This window comes from Proteiniphilum acetatigenes DSM 18083, from assembly GCF_000380985.1.
Classification (GTDB): Bacteria; Bacteroidota; Bacteroidia; order Bacteroidales; family Dysgonomonadaceae; genus Proteiniphilum; species Proteiniphilum acetatigenes.
In genome coordinates, this window is the sequence record NZ_KB905702.1 from 111231 (window position 1) to 128989 (window position 17759).

At 44.2% G+C, this 17759-nt stretch carries 16 protein-coding genes and 2 riboswitches; of the genes, 8 read left to right on the plus strand and 8 right to left on the minus strand.

Annotated elements, in window-relative coordinates:
• Positions 1-125 precede the first annotated feature (125 nt).
• A riboswitch (cobalamin riboswitch) is annotated at positions 126-340 on the minus strand.
• Positions 341-454: 114 nt separating this feature from the next.
• The 8 genes from F597_RS0115155 to F597_RS0115190 all read right to left on the minus strand — a co-directional run bounded on the left by F597_RS0115155 (position 455) and on the right by F597_RS0115190 (position 10081).
• Positions 455-1987 (minus strand): acyl-CoA carboxylase subunit beta, encoded by a 1533-nt coding sequence (locus F597_RS0115155; protein WP_019540607.1) that lies wholly within the window; start codon positions 1985-1987, stop codon positions 455-457.
• A gap of 21 nt (positions 1988-2008) precedes the next feature.
• Complete coding sequence (locus F597_RS0115160; RefSeq protein ID WP_019540608.1) at positions 2009-2512, minus strand: acyl-CoA carboxylase biotin carboxyl carrier protein subunit; 504 nt, start codon at positions 2510-2512, stop codon at positions 2009-2011.
• 105 nt (positions 2513-2617) lie between these two features.
• Positions 2618-4126, minus strand: a complete 1509-nt coding sequence (gene accC / locus F597_RS0115165; protein ID WP_019540609.1) for an acetyl-CoA carboxylase biotin carboxylase subunit — start codon at positions 4124-4126, stop codon at positions 2618-2620.
• Between the two features lie 340 nt (positions 4127-4466).
• A complete protein-coding gene (gene nrdF / locus F597_RS0115170; RefSeq protein WP_019540610.1) occupies positions 4467-5462 on the minus strand; it encodes a class 1b ribonucleoside-diphosphate reductase subunit beta in 996 nt (331 codons plus the stop codon).
• 340 nt (positions 5463-5802) lie between these two features.
• Positions 5803-7893, minus strand: a complete 2091-nt coding sequence (gene nrdE / locus F597_RS0115175; RefSeq protein WP_019540611.1) for a class 1b ribonucleoside-diphosphate reductase subunit alpha — start codon at positions 7891-7893, stop codon at positions 5803-5805.
• Between the two features lie 145 nt (positions 7894-8038).
• The gene (gene nrdI / locus F597_RS0115180) at positions 8039-8428 is read right to left on the minus strand and encodes a class Ib ribonucleoside-diphosphate reductase assembly flavoprotein NrdI (protein ID WP_019540612.1); all 390 of its coding nucleotides are present in this window, start codon (positions 8426-8428) and stop codon (positions 8039-8041) included.
• The gene (locus F597_RS0115185; RefSeq protein ID WP_019540613.1) at positions 8425-8664 is read right to left on the minus strand and encodes a thioredoxin family protein; all 240 of its coding nucleotides are present in this window, start codon (positions 8662-8664) and stop codon (positions 8425-8427) included. The genes nrdI and F597_RS0115185 overlap by 4 nt, the downstream gene beginning before the upstream one ends.
• Before the next feature lie 205 nt (positions 8665-8869).
• A riboswitch (cobalamin riboswitch) is annotated at positions 8870-9074 on the minus strand.
• A gap of 185 nt (positions 9075-9259) precedes the next feature.
• Complete coding sequence (locus F597_RS0115190) at positions 9260-10081, minus strand: hypothetical protein (protein ID WP_019540614.1); 822 nt, start codon at positions 10079-10081, stop codon at positions 9260-9262.
• 256 nt (positions 10082-10337) lie between these two features.
• Here F597_RS0115190 and F597_RS0115195 point away from each other — a divergent pair, with 256 nt between their 5' ends.
• From F597_RS0115195 to folK, 8 genes are all read left to right on the plus strand, one after another.
• Positions 10338-11771 (plus strand): CCA tRNA nucleotidyltransferase, encoded by a 1434-nt coding sequence (locus F597_RS0115195; RefSeq protein WP_019540615.1) that lies wholly within the window; start codon positions 10338-10340, stop codon positions 11769-11771.
• A gap of 217 nt (positions 11772-11988) precedes the next feature.
• Positions 11989-12996, plus strand: coding sequence for a TerC/Alx family metal homeostasis membrane protein (locus F597_RS20985; protein ID WP_019540616.1), 1008 nt, complete (start codon positions 11989-11991; stop codon positions 12994-12996).
• A gap of 161 nt (positions 12997-13157) precedes the next feature.
• Entirely contained in the window at positions 13158-14036 is an 879-nt protein-coding gene (locus tag F597_RS0115205) for a cell division protein FtsX (protein ID WP_026327510.1), read from the plus strand.
• Positions 14037-14051: 15 nt separating this feature from the next.
• The gene (locus F597_RS0115210; protein WP_019540618.1) at positions 14052-14300 is read left to right on the plus strand and encodes a DUF3098 domain-containing protein; all 249 of its coding nucleotides are present in this window, start codon (positions 14052-14054) and stop codon (positions 14298-14300) included.
• 33 nt (positions 14301-14333) lie between these two features.
• Positions 14334-15218 carry an undecaprenyl-diphosphate phosphatase gene (locus tag F597_RS0115215; RefSeq protein WP_019540619.1) on the plus strand — a complete coding sequence of 295 codons (885 nt, stop codon included), beginning with the start codon at positions 14334-14336 and terminating at the stop codon, positions 15216-15218.
• Between the two features lie 6 nt (positions 15219-15224).
• Positions 15225-15914, plus strand: a complete 690-nt coding sequence (gene truB / locus F597_RS0115220) for a tRNA pseudouridine(55) synthase TruB (RefSeq protein WP_019540620.1) — start codon at positions 15225-15227, stop codon at positions 15912-15914.
• Positions 15915-16072: 158 nt separating this feature from the next.
• Complete coding sequence (gene queA / locus F597_RS0115225; protein WP_019540621.1) at positions 16073-17125, plus strand: tRNA preQ1(34) S-adenosylmethionine ribosyltransferase-isomerase QueA; 1053 nt, start codon at positions 16073-16075, stop codon at positions 17123-17125.
• A gap of 15 nt (positions 17126-17140) precedes the next feature.
• Positions 17141-17638 (plus strand): 2-amino-4-hydroxy-6-hydroxymethyldihydropteridine diphosphokinase, encoded by a 498-nt coding sequence (gene folK / locus F597_RS0115230; protein ID WP_019540622.1) that lies wholly within the window; start codon positions 17141-17143, stop codon positions 17636-17638.
• Positions 17639-17759 lie beyond the last annotated feature (121 nt).

Consider the following 17759-nt stretch of genomic DNA (forward strand, 5'->3'; position numbering starts at 1 on the left):
TAAACAGCTTTGCGCGAGAAATGCACACATGAAGAGGAGTATCTCCTTCCGGAATGAAAAATGATCGAGAATGGATAAAGGAATGATTCCCCCTGATGTAGTAAGCTCTAATCCCCGAAAGCTATAAACATATGTTGATTCTGGCAGGTCTTCTGACTTACTCCCGTGTCTGGACGCCTTCCCACCCCGATAAATCGGGGCAGTGGCAATTGAGGTATTTGTCCAGCACGTAAGCGGAGCTTACAGCAGCGGGTCTGTTCAGGATTTGCACCTGATTCCCTTTTCATCATTCATTTCGAAGCCGTTTGAAATGAATAACACCAAAATTCAGGGCAAAGATAGGTTATTCTTTTGGGATTTATTCAATAAATTTGTAAAAATGACACAAGAATGTTGTTAAAATACTGGTGTAGGTGGTCTTAATCTATAGCTTGAATTAGTCATGTTTTCCACCTTACAGCGGAATGTTCCCGTGCTTTTTGGGCGGGTTGGTCTCCGTCTTATTGGCCGTCATTTCCAGCGCCTGGATCAATTTGAACCGGGTATCTTTCGGCAGGATGATCTCATCGATATATCCTTTTTCCGCAGCCCGGTAAGGATTGGCAAACAGTTCACCGTATTCGCTCAGCGCTTTTTGCCGTTCCGTCTCGTCGGATGAACGATACAGGATATTCACCGCGCCTGCTGCTCCCATTACCGCAATCTCGGCATTCGGATAGGCTAAATTCACGTCCGCACCCGACTCTTTGGATGCCATGACAACATACGCGCCCCCATATGCTTTACGCGTTATAAGGGTGATCTTCGGAACGGTCGCTTCCACATAGGCAAACACGATCTTGGCTCCGTGACGGATAATACCGTTATGCTCCTGGTCACGCCCGGGAAGAAAACCCGGCACATCCTCGAAAGTAATGATAGGGATGTCGAAACAGTCGCAGAAACGGATGAACCGTGCTGCTTTGTCCGATGCGTCGATATCCAGTACGCCGGCCAGATAAGCCGGTTGATTAGCCACAATCCCTACTGTGCGGCCCCCCATGCGGGCGAATCCTATCACGATATTTTGTGCGAATTGCGACATGATCTCGAAGAAGTAATGTTCGTCCACCACCTCTTCAATGAGTTTCTTCATATCATAAGGAATATTGGGATCGTCGGGAATCAGCGTCTGCAATTTGGGTGATTCTCGATAGATACTGTCGTTTGTAGGCACTATCGGAGGATCTTCCATATTGTTGGAAGGAAGAAAACTCAGCAATTCACGGATCATCATAAGCGTTTCTTCCTCGTCCTCGCCCACAAAATGAGCCACCCCGCTCTTGGATGCGTGGGTAGTTGCCCCGCCCAGCTCTTCCTTGGTCAGTTCTTCATGCGTGACTGTTTTCACCACATCAGGGCCGGTCACAAACATATAGCTTTTCTCTTTCACCATAAAGATGAAGTCGGTAAGCGCCGGGGAATAGCAGGCGCCGCCAGCGCAAGGGCCCAGGATAGCGGAAATCTGGGGTACAACCCCTGAAGCTTTGATATTCTGGTAAAAAATATCGGAATAGCCGCTGAGGGCCATCACTCCTTCCTGGATGCGCGCACCGCCCGAATCGTTCAGGGCAATGATCGGCGCCCCGTTTTTCATAGCGAGTTTCTGTACCTTTACAATCTTATTGGCGTTGGTGCGGCTCAGGGAACCGCCGTACACCGTGAAATCGTAAGCATAGACATACACCAGCCGGCCGTCTATCTTTCCGTAACCGGCCACTACGCCGTCGCCGGGAATACGGCTGTTCTGCATGCCATAGTGGTTACATTCGTGAAGTATGAATTTATCGATTTCAACAAACGTGTTATCATCCAACAACATATCGATGCGCTCGCGTGCGGTCTGTTTTCCGGCTTGCTTTTGTTTCCCGATTGCTTTCTCTCCACCGCCGGCTTCGGCAGCTCTGTTTTTTTCTTCAAAAGCCTGATATATTTCCTGTAGTGTCATTGCTGTGATTTTTAATTGCTTTTAATTGGTCTTAAAAGATATGAGTAACTGATCGCGGGCTACGGAATCGCCTTCCTCTACGTGGATCTTATCCACAATAGCATTCTGGGCGGCCGTATAAGTGCTCTGCATCTTCATGGCTTCCACCACAATGAGGGGATCGCCCTGTTTTACTTCCATACCTTCGGAAACCATTATTTTTATGATTTTACCCGGCATAGGGGAGGTAATGGTTTCCTGTGCTTCTTCCGGGGTGGATTGACGTCCTCTGATATATTTTTTCTGCGGATTCGACAGTTCGATGTCAAAGTAACGAAAATTGGTGGTGATGGTATATTTCCCTTCCGAATGGCGTACCGATTCGGCGTTGTAGGAACGTCCTTCGTGAAGAATGGAACAGAATCCGCTCTCCGACATTACCACATCGATATCATATATTTTTCCGTCCACTGAGATTTCGACTCTGTTTCCATCTTTGGATATCAGTTCCACCTCACATGTCCTGTTGCCTATTTTAGCTTTCATTCAATATTCAATATTTCAGATTCCAAATTTCAAATTCCATCATTAAAGCATTCTGTTTTCAAATCAGTTTTAACCCACATGGTTGTTTTTTACATTGGCGGGGAATTATATCCTCAAAACTCCTTTTTGTTTACCGAATGCGCGCCAGCGGCTTATGGGAAGATTATCGGCAGGCGATAATGAAGGTGCGTCATTACTGTTCACTATATGGTCTATATAGGCCGCGATGATGGCCATGTCTTCTATTTCGTTGTTATTTCCGGCACTTTCCTGCAGCTTCTTGCTGTTGTCTTCGATAAAATGGGTGGTATAATTTCCTTTTACGAAATCACGCGTGTCCATAATGCGGCGAAGGTAATCGATATTGGTCTTTACCCCCGTGATCTTATATTCATATAACACACGGCGCATCCGTTCCAGCGCATAGATGCGGCTGGTTGCCCACACAATCAGTTTACCGAGCATCGAGTCGTAATAGACCGGGATTTCGTATCCATCGTAAATAAAACTGTCCACCCGCACACCTATGCCTTCGGGTGTTTGAATATGCCGGATAATACCGGGCGACGGTGCGAAGTTATTTTCAGGATCTTCAGCGCATATACGGCATTCAATGGCATGACCACGCTGATGTAAATGCTTCTGGCGTAAACGTAGTTTTTTTCTGTTGGCAATATGTATCTGTTCTTTTACCAGGTCGACGCCCAGTACCTCTTCAGTAATAGGATGTTCCACCTGGAGGCGGGTATTCATCTCCAGGAAATAGAAATTCATATCGCCATCCACCAGAAATTCTATTGTACCGGCCCCGACATAGCCGATAGACCTGGCTGCCTTGACGGCGATGGCGCCCATGGCCTGGCGGGTCTTGTCATCGATAAAAGGGGAGGGGCTTTCCTCCACGATCTTCTGGTGACGGCGCTGTACCGAGCATTCACGGTCGAACAGATGTATCACATTCCCGTGGGCATCACCCAGGAACTGTATTTCGATATGGTGAGGCGATTCGATATATTTTTCGATATATACCGAGTCGTTCCCGAATGAGGCCCTTGCTTCCGACTTTGCGGCTTCGTAGGCCTCGTACAATTGTTTTTCTTCATAGACCAGACGCATACCTTTACCGCCGCCTCCGGCCGTTGCTTTAATAATGACGGGAAGTCCTATCCTGCGGCAGACACGGAACAGGTCTCTCGGCTTCAGGTCTTCCGATGTACCGGGTACCACAGGTACCTTGGCTTTTATCATCTGCCGGCGAGCCGATATCTTATCGCCCATGGCTTCGATACTTTCTGCCGACGGGCCAATGAAAATAATACCCTCTTCCTTGCAACGACGTGCAAAACCGGCATTTTCACTCAGAAATCCGTATCCCGGATGAATAGCGTCCGCTTTGAACTGTTTTGCGGCTTTGATGATTTTATCGGCATTCAGATAGCTCTCCTGCGAAGAGGCCAGACCGATACATACCGCTTCGTCGGCATAAGAGACGTGCCTTGAGGTACGGTCGGCCTCGGAATAGACGGCCACCGTACGGATACCCATCTCTTTACATGTGCGCATCACACGCACAGCAATTTCGCCCCGATTTGCAATTAGAATTTTTTGTATCATCGTTAAAAAAATGGAATTACACTTTATATACCTATTTCAATCTTTCATATGATTAAAAAATTTAGACACAAGAGCCAAGAATCAAGACACAAGACTAAACTAATGAGCTAATTGAATTTCCAATCATCACTACTTCCCGATAAATCGGGACAAGTTCCCGAAGGATCGGGACAAGTTATCCCGACTTGTCGGGATCGTTAATCAGTAAATCATCACATCAATCAAATTCCCGACTCTTGATTCTTACACTCATTTCAAAAGGAGTATAATTCAAACAAATCTTTTGTAATATTTGTTCTCAATGAGCACAATTCCAATTGAAAATAAAACAGCAAAATTATCAAATCTCCATCTCCAATTCTTTTTTCATGTCGAAATCACCGTCGTGAAGATACACTACTTCGAGGGTTTTTTCGTAATTGGTCGATTTTTTGGAAAAGAAATCGTGTTGTGTTGTTTCCACATTCAATCCATTCAGCACAATCGGGTTTACCTCATTGATCTCGTAACGCGGTTCGAAGCCGAGGTTCATCAAAGCCTTGTTACCGTTATACCGTATATATTCCTTTACTTCGGCTCCCAGACCGATATCACTATACACATGATCGGTATATTTCATTTCATTTTCATAAAGCAGGTCCATCAGGGCGAATAAATCGGTTTTGAGTTTTTCCTGTTTCTTTTCGTTGAAAGTCTCAAATATCTCCTGTGCCAGCAGACCGACAAATACGCCGTGAATGGATTCGTCGGCGATGATCTTCTTTATGATATCGCAACTGGCTACCATTTGTCCTTGTCCTGCCAACCACAGAGGCAGGAAGAAACCACTATAGAACAGGAATGTTTCAAGAAAAACAGAAGCTACCAAGGCCATATATACCTCTTCTTTGGAGACATGCTCTTTGTCGAGTTTCCGGTAATAGCTATCAATCGTTTTGGCTTTGAACTGGAGTTGTTCATTGGTGGATGCCCATTCAAAGATAGCATCGATTTCGGTGGTGGAAGCCACTGTCGTAAAAATAGTGGAATAGGATTTGGCATGGATGGCTTCCATCATACACATATAGGAAAGTACCGATTTGTTTTGCAACCCCTCGATATTGTCGATCACCTTAGGCATACCGGTATGGCTCTGCAGGGTATCGAGCAGGGTCAATCCCCCCAATGCTTTTTTATATGCTTCGCGCAGTTCGGGCGAAAGCGATTTCCAGGAATCGATATCTTTTGAAGGGATATATTCGGTATCGATCCAGAACTGTTTCAGGTTTTGTTCCCAGAACATCTCTACGTAGTCGTTCTCGGGAGTATTCCAGTTGACGGCTTTAAATTGTTTCATTATGATTAATATTAGAGCCAAGAATCAAGAGCCAAGACACAAGACTATTCAGTCCTGTAATAGGAAGCAAAAGGGTTTTGCTAATGCTGGCCGTTGGTTCATGTTTGTTTTTTATAATATTGTTGTTTTTATTTTCGCGTGTGTCTTTGGAATATGACTGAGACTAAAGCGGAGACCTTTTAGATATTTTGTGGGGACCCATTGCTCGTGAGTAGCGTTAAAAGAGTAGCTGTTTGAGCGAAGCGAGTTCTACTCTTTTAGCGTAGCACGAGCTGTAATGGGTCACAAAATATCGTCAGTCGATGATTTAGTTGTAGTCATACCTCTTTGCAAAAATCAATTACACCGAGCAGGAGATACAGTCTTCGACTGTCGTTTTCCTTGTCCGGGTATAATACAATGATTTCAATCCCGCCTTATGGGCGTAGATATAGTACCGCGCCAGATCGCGGGTCGTATGGCTGCTTTTGGTATGCAGTATGGTCGATATGCCTTGATCCACATGCCGTTGGATCACCGAGATCAGCCTTATCACTTTCATCTGATCCATATCATATGCCGATTTGTAAAAGAAATAATTGTCGTTGGTGAGGTAAGGCATCGGATAGAACGAAGTGCTGTCGCCATATTCGCGCACCTCTATCGTATCCACCACGGGCATTACCGAAGCGGTGGAGCTCATGATATACGAAGTCGACTGGTTGGGCGCTATCGCCAGCCGGTAGGCATGATACAGCCCGTGTTGCATTACCTGTTCTTTCAGATTCTTCCACTCTTCGATCCCGGGGATATCGATCCCTTCGAACAGTTCTTTTACCTTGTCGGTTTTAGGGAGATAATCCCATTCGGTATATTTGTCGAAATAGGTTCCTTTGGCATATTCCGATTTGTCGAAATCTTTAAATACGATCCCTCTTTCGCGTGCGATCTCCATCGACCGCTCCAGAGAGTAGAAATTCATCATCATGAAAAACACGTTGCAGAAGTCGAGTGCTTCAGTACTTTCGTACGAAATAAAATTCTTGGCAAACAACCCGTGCAGGTTCATGGCTCCCAGTCCCACGCTGTGCAGCTCTTCATTGGCTTTTTTGACGGAGGGGACAATATCGATATTGGAAATATCCGAAACAACCGTCAGGGAGCTGATGGCGGTCTTCACCGCTTCCCTGATCCGTTTGTTATCCATCACGGTCACGATATTCAGCGAGCCCAGGTTACAGGAAATACCACGGCGGATCACATCCTCCTCATAATAATCGTTGATCCCGGATACTTCCGACAATTGCATTATCTCCGTACAGAGGTTGGAGAATTTCACTTCACCGATATCTTTCAACGCATGCCCGCGGTTAGCATTGTCCTTGAAGAAGAGATAAGGATAACCGCTCTCTTTCTGTGTCTGGGCAATCTTTACCAGCATCAGGCGGGCATTGAGCCTTTTCTTCCTTACTTTAGGGTTATCGACCAGTTCGGTGTACATTTCGTTGATATCCATATCGTCGAGATACTGCCCGTACGCCTGAAACACGGTGTGCGGATAGAACACATAGAACGGCTCATCCTTTTCGGCAAGCTCCATGAACTTGTCGGGAATCACTACGCCGATGGAGAGGGATTTGATACGCACTTTCTCGTCCACGTTGATCTTTTTACAATCGAGGAATTCCTCGATATCGGAGTGGAACACGTTCAGGTAAACCGCCCCGGCGCCCGGCCGTTGTCCCAGTTGATTGGCATAGGAGAATACATCCTCTAAAAGTTTCATCACCGGCAATACGCCGCTGGCACGGCCTTCCACTCCTTTTATCGCTTCCGAACGTCCGCGTAGCTTGGAGAGGTTGAGCGAAACGCCCCCGCCGATAGACGAAAGTTTCATGGAGGAGTTGATCGCATAACCGATACCGTTGAGGCTGTCGCCGATCTCGTCGAGGAAGCATGACACCAACTCTCCCGAGCGTTTTTTGCCGGCATTCAGGAAGGTCGGTGTGGCGGGTTGATATTCCTGGTTGATAAACAATTCGGCATATTCCATTGCCTTGTTTATATCGCCACGGCCGAGATAAAGCGCAGCACACGCCAACCGGTCCTCATACCGTTCCAGGAATTTCTCCCCGCTATCGTCCCGCAGGGCATAATTCTGGAAGAACTTGAACGCGCTGATATAAGACGGGAAACGGAATTTCTTCTCGTACATCAGGTTGTACACCTCTTTGATCTCTTCGAAGGAATACCATTCCAGTAAATTCTCGTAATAGTTGTTTTCGATCAGATAATCTATCTTTTCTTTCAGCGTATAGAAAAATACGGTGTTTTTATTGACATATTCGAGAAAATAGGAGCGTACCGCCTCTTTGTCCTTCCCGAACTGAAACTCATCGTCCTTTTTCACCATTACCTGGTTGTTGAGTAATATCCAGTTTTTTACTTTCATTTGATTAAAATTTAGAGCCAGGGATCAAGATTCAAGAACCAAGACTTTTGATAAATTAAAAATTAAGAGTGAAGAATTAAAAATGATAAATAGCTGTTTACACATGTTTTGTATCTTCCTATTTCTTCACTATTGCTGCTATTTTCTACATAACCTGTTCGTGTAGCCGCACCTTAAAGGAGTTGACTTTTTCTATAAAGGCGTTTACATCCCGTTCCAACCCCGACAGTTCGAATTTCAGCAAGAGCGGTATACCGTATCTCGTCGCAATCTTGTCGGCTGCCACGGCAAAGTTCGCACCCCAGTTCATATTCCCGCTCGATGAGATGGTTAAGATAAACGGGGAGTTTACCTGCATGAATCGCTCAGTAGAGTAGGACACCTGCCCTATCTTAGTAGTATAGGTAATAAGGTGACCGGGGCTTGAAATGATCAAATCTTCAGATATTTTCAGGCATTGCCATCCGGTTCTTGCTGATACCTTACGCACGAAACGTTCCACATTGCCCGTTCTGCTATCATAATAGATTGTCATAGTTGTGCTACCATTGTATTCAACTTCTCCGGATCATAACCCACAATACGTACTAATTCCTCGCTCCCGTCGACCAGGATAGTAGTGGGAACAGAACGTATTTTATGTTTCATTGCCAATTCCGGACTGTTAAACGGGTTGACAGCCTCAAAAGCAATGTTTTTATCTTTAAGGAATCTCGACACCATCAGGCACGGATTGCAATCTTCTTTTTCAAATTTGACGATCTTTCTCATTTTGATGCAATTTTACAGGTTATTAAATAGTCGATATATGCATAACACACCCTGTTATGCATGGGATAAATAAATATCGGATTGAATTTTTTACTTCTGAACTATTTTTTAAGTCAGATAGATAGTCAATAAGTTTTCTTATTCTACAACTTAATAAAAAAATAGTTTAGCTTTATTGCACATTTTCTTTATAAAACCCGAAAGAAAATTATTTCTTCTTTTGGCAGGTCTTCTGACTTACTCTGTTTCCGGCGGCCTTCCCTTTACATATAATAAAAGTGGCAAAAAGAATTGCAGAAACACTTGAATGAGTTTACAGCAGCGGGCTCTGTTCAGGATTTGCACCTGATTCCCTTTTCATTCCGGTCACGAGAACTCATGATCGGAACACCAAAATTTCCAACAAATATCGAATAAAAAAACGGAATAGATACTTAAAACGGAATATATTTTTCTATGGAATATCGATAAAGTTTATCAAAATGGAAAATTTTTCAATTTAAAATTGTAGTAAAGTTTTCCATTTTTAAAATTACAGAACGATTTTATTTTTCTAAATCTTCTGTTTTGTAGAAGTTGTGGATCGTTTTCTGAGTTAGTGTTGTCTGCTTTCCAGATACCTGATTAATGCTTCGCTTTTTTCTTTTTCTAATTTCAGCTGTTCAATATCAAGCAATAGGGAGGAGAGTTCGAAAGAGTCGCTGACGCCTTTTTTGGCAGCATCGGTCATTGTGACTGTGACAGTACGGTTACCGATAAATTGAATGGAGATCGGTTGATTCCGGAAGGTATAGATAAATCCGGCAACTCCGTTTTCACTGTTTCCACTGTATCGAACAATCTCATAGGCCTTATCCTGTGTATTAAACCGGTAATTCAACCCGTCGGAAGTAACAGGCAGTGTCTCGGCATAATTTCCGTCGGCAGTGCTCACCTTGACCTTATTATGCCTGATAGTACTCCCCGAAAGGATACTTTCGATAAAGAGCACACCTTTTTCCCGTACACCTGAACGCAAGCCGTTTCGGCTTAAGGACGACTGATGCGGGTATGCCTTGGGGTAGTACTCACCGAACTCCTGGTACCGCTCATCGCGTACATAATCGAAAAGGCTGAGCTTGCTATTGAGCTCGGTGTATTTTACACCAAGCATCGAGTCGCAATACACAATATTTCGCCTGTTTTCCGCCATACGTATTTCCTGCATAAGTGTGAATCCGGCGTTGATTTCATCAAAAGATTTAGGAAAAAGAATTTTAATGCTGTCAATCTTCAACTTGGCCAGCGGATAATTGCCTTCCTGATATGCTTTTCCCGCTTGGGAAAGATATTCTTTTGCTCCTCTGTTTTTTCCCGAACAGGAAAAAAGGAGAAGTACAGAAAGGAACAGTACAGTGGTCTGAAAAGAAAAACGCATCTCAATAATAGCATTTTATGAACACGGAGGATCGCCCTCCGGCCTTGTTTACCTCTGCAAAATTACAAATATATTCCTCATCAAAAGCTGTTATAAAGCACAATTATTGTAATTTTGCAATTCGTAACAGATAATACACTGTAATGTAATCACTTCGGCAGAACGGACATTCTACAGCCAATAAAAAAACGTGTTCGTTAAACAATACGGGCACATGGCAAATGACGACAAACCGGGCTAAAAACTATTATTATTTATGGAGATATCCAGGGAAGAGATACAGGCGCATTTAGACAAGAAGATATTCAGGTTGATTTCAGAAACGGCCGATGAGATGGGAGTAGCATGCTACCTGATCGGTGGTTATGTGCGTGATTTCTTTCTATACCGCCCGTCGAAAGACATCGATGTGGTAGCAGTCGGCCAGGGGATCGAACTGGCGAAAGCGGTAGCGGAAAAACTGGGTAAGAAAAGCAGGATCTCCGTTTTTAAAAATTTCGGTACGGCGCAGATAAAGTACAAAGAGTATGAAATTGAGTTTGTGGGTGCCAGGAAAGAGTCTTACCGGCTGGATTCCCGTAAACCTATCGTGGAGGACGGTACTCTGGAAGATGACCAGCGGCGGCGTGATTTTACTATCAACGCAATGGCTTTCTGTCTGAACAGGGAGCGATACGGGGAATTGTCAGACCCTTTCAACGGGATGCAGGATCTGGAATACCTGATCATCCGCACACCTCTCGATCCGGATATCACCTTCAGCGACGATCCCCTGCGGATGATGCGTGCCATCCGGTTCGCCTCCCAACTCGGTTTTGATATCTATCCCGACACATTTGATGCCATCGGCCGGAACAAGGAGCGTTTAAGCATCCTTTCGATGGAGAGGGTGATCGATGAACTTAACAAAATAATTCTGTCACCCAAACCCTCCGTCGGATTCATTCTATTGGAAAGGACAGGTCTCCTCGATATTATTTTCCCCGAGCTGACAGCCCTGAAAGGAGCCGAAACGAAAGACGGGGTGGGGCATAAAGATAATTTTTACCATACGCTCACAGTACTGGATAATATTGCGCGGCAGACGGATAACCTTTGGCTGCGCTGGTCTGCACTTCTTCACGATATCGCCAAACCCGTCACCAAAAGATGGGATCCGCGGCTGGGATGGACTTTCCATAACCATAATTTTATAGGGGAGAAGATGGTACCTAAAATCTTCCGGAGGATGAAATTGCCGCAGAATGAAAAGATGAAATATGTCCAGAAGATGGTGTCACTCCATATGCGTCCCATGCAACTGGTGGAGGAGGAGGTGACCGACTCGGCGGTACGCCGCCTGCTCTTTGATGCCGGAGACGATATAGACGACCTGATGACATTGTGTGAAGCTGATATCACATCGAAGAATCCCGAGAAAGTGCGCAGGTTTCTGAATAACTTCAGGATCGTGCGGAGAAAACTGGAAGAGATCGAGGAGAAAGACCGGGTACGTAATTTCCAGCCGCCTGTGGATGGTAATGAGATCATGGAGATCTTCGGTCTTCCGCAATGCCGGGAAATAGGGTTGCTGAAATCTGCTATAAAAGAAGCCATATTGGAAGGGGAGATACCTAACGAGCGGGAAGCTGCTTTTCAGTTTATGTTAAAAAAAGCTACAGAGATGGGGCTTACACCTAAGGTAAATTGAAAATGGAAAATGGAGAATTGAAAATTAAAGGTGGAAAAGTGGAAAAGAGCCATGGAGATTAGGAGAGTGGGCGAAAGGAAGACTATGGAGTGAAAAGTGGAAAAGTGAGTAGGTGCCTGAGTGCCTAAGTAAGGGTGTTTTGAACTTTTCACAAGCACAATTGTTGTAGTGAAGTAAATTTCTTAGGTTATATCAATATTTTTATACATTTTCACAAATGGAAGTAAATTCCGCGTTCTGGATAGGATTTATCATCCTCATTATCGTATTGTTGTTGCTCGACATGTTTGCCTTTCACAAAAAGGGAGAAGTTGTCAACGTGAAGAAAGCATTATGGCTAAGTTTTTTTTGGATTTCCCTCGCACTTATTTTTAATGCGGGGATTTATTTTGTTTTCGGCAAAGAGCCGGCCCTTGAATTTTTTACCGCCTATTTGATTGAAAAATCGTTGAGTGTGGACAATCTCTTTGTCTTTATACTCATTTTTACTTCATTTAAGATCGCCCCCAAATACCAGCATGATGTTCTCTTCTGGGGAATCCTGGGTGCTTTGATCTTCAGAGCTATATTCATTTTCGCAGGAATTGCGCTGTTGGAACGTTTTGCCTGGATCATGTATGTGTTCGGAGGGTTCCTGGTGATTACCGGAATAAAAATGGTAGCAGACTTTATCCGTGAAAAAAGAGGCGAAGAGAAAGAAGAAGAAAAAGACCTGAACAATAGCTGGTATGTGAAACTTACCCGCAGGATCATCCCTATGACGAATGATATGTCCGTACCCAAATTCTTCAGGAAGATCGATCATAAAGTGGTGGCAACCCCCTTTTTCCTGGCATTACTGGTGATCGAGATGACCGACCTGGTGTTTGCGATAGATTCTATCCCTGCCGTATTGGCTGTTTCCACCGATATGTTTATCGTCTATACATCCAATATTTTTGCCATCCTCGGACTTCGCTCGCTCTATTTCGCACTGAGGGGAGTGATGGATTACTTCCACTATTTGAAATACGCATTGAGCGCCATCCTGCTGTTTATCGGAGGTAAGATGATATTCAACCATTATGCCCACACGCATGGAATGGATTTTCATATTCCTACCGTCACTTCTCTGCTGATCATATCGGCATTGATCGTAATATCCATTGCGGCTTCTATCATCAGGACCAAACTAATAGAGAAAAGTGCAAAAGTGAATTTTCATAGGAATGAGGACACAGTCTAGTTTACCAAGACTATGCCGAGCGACGACAAAAAAATCTACGATAGTGAAAAGACCTTAATATTTCACATTCGTTCCTTTTTCTGCGATAATTTTTATTACTTTGCAGTTTATTTGGAAAAAGTGCATTCTCTGCGTTTTTGCACACACTATCTGTAACTCGTATGACTGGCAAAAAAAAGGTATCTACAGCTCGATTCTTAAATGCTAAGATCACATCCACTATCAGTATCTCGCTGGTTTTGGTATTGTTGGGGATTACCATACTGATTCTTTTCATGGGAAACGGATTGTCCAGATTTGTAAAGGAGAACATGAGTTTTAACGTAATGCTCTCCTCAGAGGTGTCAGATGCCGAGATATCAAAGATCAGGAATAATCTGGATGCCCAGCCGTTCGTCAAGTCATCACGATTTATCAGCAAGGAAGAAGCCAAGGAGCAACTCATCAAGGATTTGGGTGAAGACCCGGAAGAACTGCTGGGGTATAATCCGGCGCAGGACTGTATTGAGATCTTTCTCCATTCGGAATATGCCAACAGCGACAGTATCGCGGTCATCAACAAGGTGATCCGGCAGAATAACAATGTGACAGACCTGCTCTACCAGCAGGAGGCAATTGATCTGATCAACGACAATCTCTCGAAAGTGATGACTGTCTTACTGGTTCTTGCCGCCATACTGTTATTGATATCCTTCACGCTCATCCGCAACACCATTCGCCTGAGCGTCTATTCAAAACGGTTCCTCATCAATACCATGAAATTGGTGGGGGCTACCGGTAGCTTTATCAGACGGCCATTCGTGGTAAATAACATTTTCACGGGCATTATTGCGGGTATTATTGCAGATCTGATTATCCTTGGCATCATCACCTATTTCAGCAGAGAGTATGCTGAAATACAACCCATTGTCAGCTCGATGGAGTTAATCATCATATTTGCAATCGTGATTCTGCTGGGAGTAGTTATCTCCACCATAGCCACTGCTTTTGCAGTCAACAGATATGTGAAAATGAAGTCGGACCAGTTGTATTATGTATAAAAACTATCACCCAATATGTCTCAAAAAAGTATTGCTTTAAGTAAAACGAACCTGATTATCTGTGGTATCGCCATTCTTCTTATCATTGCCGGTTTTCTCCTGATGACAGGACCGGCCACTACTTTCGAAGGTGGATTTGAACCCGATATCTTCAGCGCCAGACGTATAAAATTGGCTCCTGTCGTTTGTCTTGCCGGTTTTGTGCTGATGGTAGTCGGCATTCTGTATCCCTCGAAAGAAAAAAGCAGCGTAACCGGAAAATAATCCAATCACCGGATACTGCAAAATATATTATCCATGAGCATATTAGAAGCAATTATCATTGCAATTGTAGAGGGGCTCACAGAGTTTCTTCCGGTATCGTCTACCGGCCATATGATCATCACTCAGGCATTACTGGGAATGGAGAGCACTGATTTTGTGAAAGCATTTACGGTGATTATTCAGTTCGGTGCTATTCTGTCGGTAGTGGTTCTCTACTGGAAACGTTTTTTTCGTCTCAATCCGATCATTGTCTTCGATAAAGAAGCAGTGCATGGTATGTCTGCCGGAAAAAGGGGATGGACTTACCTCACCCGATTTATTTACAAATTCGATTTTTACTGGAAACTGTTTATTGCGGTCGTCCCGGCCGGAGTTATAGGTTTACTTCTCGGCGATCAGATCGATACATTGCTCGAAAATGTAACTGTGGTGGCAGTAATGCTCGTGCTGGGGGGGATCTTTATGTTATTCGTGGACAGATGGTTCAACAAGCCGTCGCAGGAACAATCGATAGGGTGGAAGAGGGCGCTTACGATAGGCTTTTTTCAGTGTATCGCCATGATTCCCGGTGTTTCACGTTCCATGGCCACCATTGTAGGGGGGATGATCACCAAACTTACCCGTAAGAATGCCGCTGAATTCTCGTTCTTTCTGGCCGTACCTACTATGGCTGCGGCAGCAGGATATAAGCTTTATCAACTGCTGAAAGATCCTATCAACGCCGCAATGCTGAAAGAGAATATGTTACTGCTCGTTATCGGTAACGTGGTAGCATTTGTAGTGGCAATCCTGGCTATCCGCTTTTTTATTGATTTTCTCACCCGTTATGGGTTCAAGGCTTTTGGTGTGTACCGTATCATTGTAGGTACCATACTACTCATTTTGGTTTTTTCAGGTGTAAGCCTGACTATGGTATAAAAAAATATGGATTTTATAGAAGGTGAAATTCTATATATCGATAAACCGTTACACTGGACTTCCTTCCGGGTGGTTGGGGTTGTCCGTGCCAAATTATGCCGCAGGCTGGGAATAAAGAAACTGAAGGTGGGACATGCGGGGACACTTGATCCGCTGGCCACAGGAGTGATGATCCTCTGCACCGGTAGAAAGACGAAGCTTATAGAGTCATTGCAAGCTGAGACAAAAGAGTATATCGCATATGTTCGCCTCGGAACAACCACCCCTTCGTTCGATCTCGAGACGGAGGTCGATGCCGAATATCCGACGGCCCATATCACCAGAAAAATGGTGGAGGATGTACTTCGCCGTTTCACAGGTACCATAGAACAGGTTCCACCTGTTTTTTCGGCTGTCAAGGTTGACGGAAAAAGGGCATATGAGTTGGCCAGAAAAAATGAAGATATTGAACTAAAACCCAAATTATTGGTTATAGATAGTATCGAATTGATTTCTTATAATATGCCGGATATTACCATCCGTGTGGTATGCAGTAAGGGCACCTATATAAGAGCGTTGGCCAGGGATATCGGGAAGGCGCTGGAGACAGGTGCGCACCTTACTGGCTTACGGCGTACAAGGGTAGGGGATGTAACAGTAGATGATTGTCTGAATATGGATGATGTAGATCAGTTTTTAGACGAACTATTTCGTTAAGCAATACGAGTAGAAGACAAGTTTACTTGTATTATACCGTTGCGAGAATTGAAAATCGAGGAGCGAAGGCGACTCAAAAAGTCTATTTTTAATGAAAATATTCCTCATGCAACAAAAGAAAACAGATAAAATATAATTGATACAGGATTTTTTAACTTATGAAGCTTTCTCAATTTAAATTCAATTTGCCGGAAGAGCTTATTGCGAAATACCCTACGGCACATCGCGATGAAGCCCGGTTACTGGTTGTCCACAAGAAATCGGACCAACTGGAGCACAAGGCCTTCAAAGAGGTGTTAGATTACTTCAATAAAGGGGATTTCTTTATTTTCAACGACACCAAGGTCTTTCCTGCACGTTTATTCGGAAACAAAGAGAAGACCGGTGCCAAGATAGAGGTCTTCTTATTGAGGGAATTGAATCCCGACCAACATCTGTGGGATGTGCTTGTCAATCCGGCACGTAAGATACGTATCGGCAACAAATTATATTTTGGGGAAAATGAAGAGTTGGTTGCGGAAGTGATCGACAACACCACCTCGCGTGGTCGTACATTACGTTTTCTTTATGACGGGCCATACGACGAATTCAAAAAGCAGTTGTTCTCGATTGGAGAAACCCCTATTCCGGAGTATCTGGAACGGAGTGCGGAGCCGGAGGATGTGGACAGATACCAGAATATATTCGCCCAGAATGAGGGAGCGGTGGTTGCTCCTGCTGCAGGTCTGCACTTCAGCCGCGAACTCATGAAAAGAATGGAGATAAGGGATATTGATTTCGGTTTTCTTACTCTCCATAACGGCTTAGGCGCCTATCGAATGATCGATGTGGAAGATCTGACCAAGCACAAGATGGAGTCGGAACAGATGATTATTACCGAGGAATTGTGTGAAAAGGTGAATAGGGCCAAAGATGCAGAAAAAAATATCTGTGCGGTCGGCACATCCGTACTTCGTGCGGTAGAGACGACTGTCAGCACCGACGGGCACCTGAAACCAAAGGACGGGTGGACCAATAAGTTCATTTTTCCTCCCTATGACTTCACACTCACCAACAGCCTGATCACCAATTTTCATCTGCCTTATTCCACATTACTGATGATGGCTTGCGCCTTTGGAGGATATGAAAAGGTGATAAATGCGTATGAAGAGGCAATCAAAGAGAAATACGCTTTTGGAGCATACGGAGATGCAATGCTGATTGTAGATTGATTCAGCGTAAATAACATGAACGGAACGAATGAATATACCGTTTATCTGGCATTAGGATCTAACCTCGGCGACAAGCAGAAAAATATAGAAGAGGCTTTGGATAAAATTGAGGAGCGGATAGGAAGTATTACTTCCCTTTCCGCTTTTTATTTGACATCCCCCGTCGGATTTCAATCGGAGAGCATATTCGTTAATTGTGTGTGCGAAGTGATAACTCACCTCAATATTTATGAATTATTCGCAATCACACAGGGTATTGAAAAAGAGATAGGCAGATCCCACAAAAGTAAAAACGGGCAGTATGCGGACAGGATAATAGATATCGATCTGATATTAGCCGGTAATCTGGTGATCGATACGCCGGAGCTGACCGTTCCACACCCTCGATTTCATACCCGCTCTTTCGTACTTGATCCTTTGTACGAAATTGCGCCCGATCTCATTCATCCACTATTGGAAAAACCGATACGGCAATTACGGGATGAATTACACCGCGAACAGTCCGGCGATTAATACCTGGGGCTTACTCCTGCATACAGATCAATGAACAACTACCGACAGATAATATAGTTGACAATCGGGAAGGAATAATCGAAAAAAAGTCCCATATTTGTGTCACAAAACATCTGAAAGG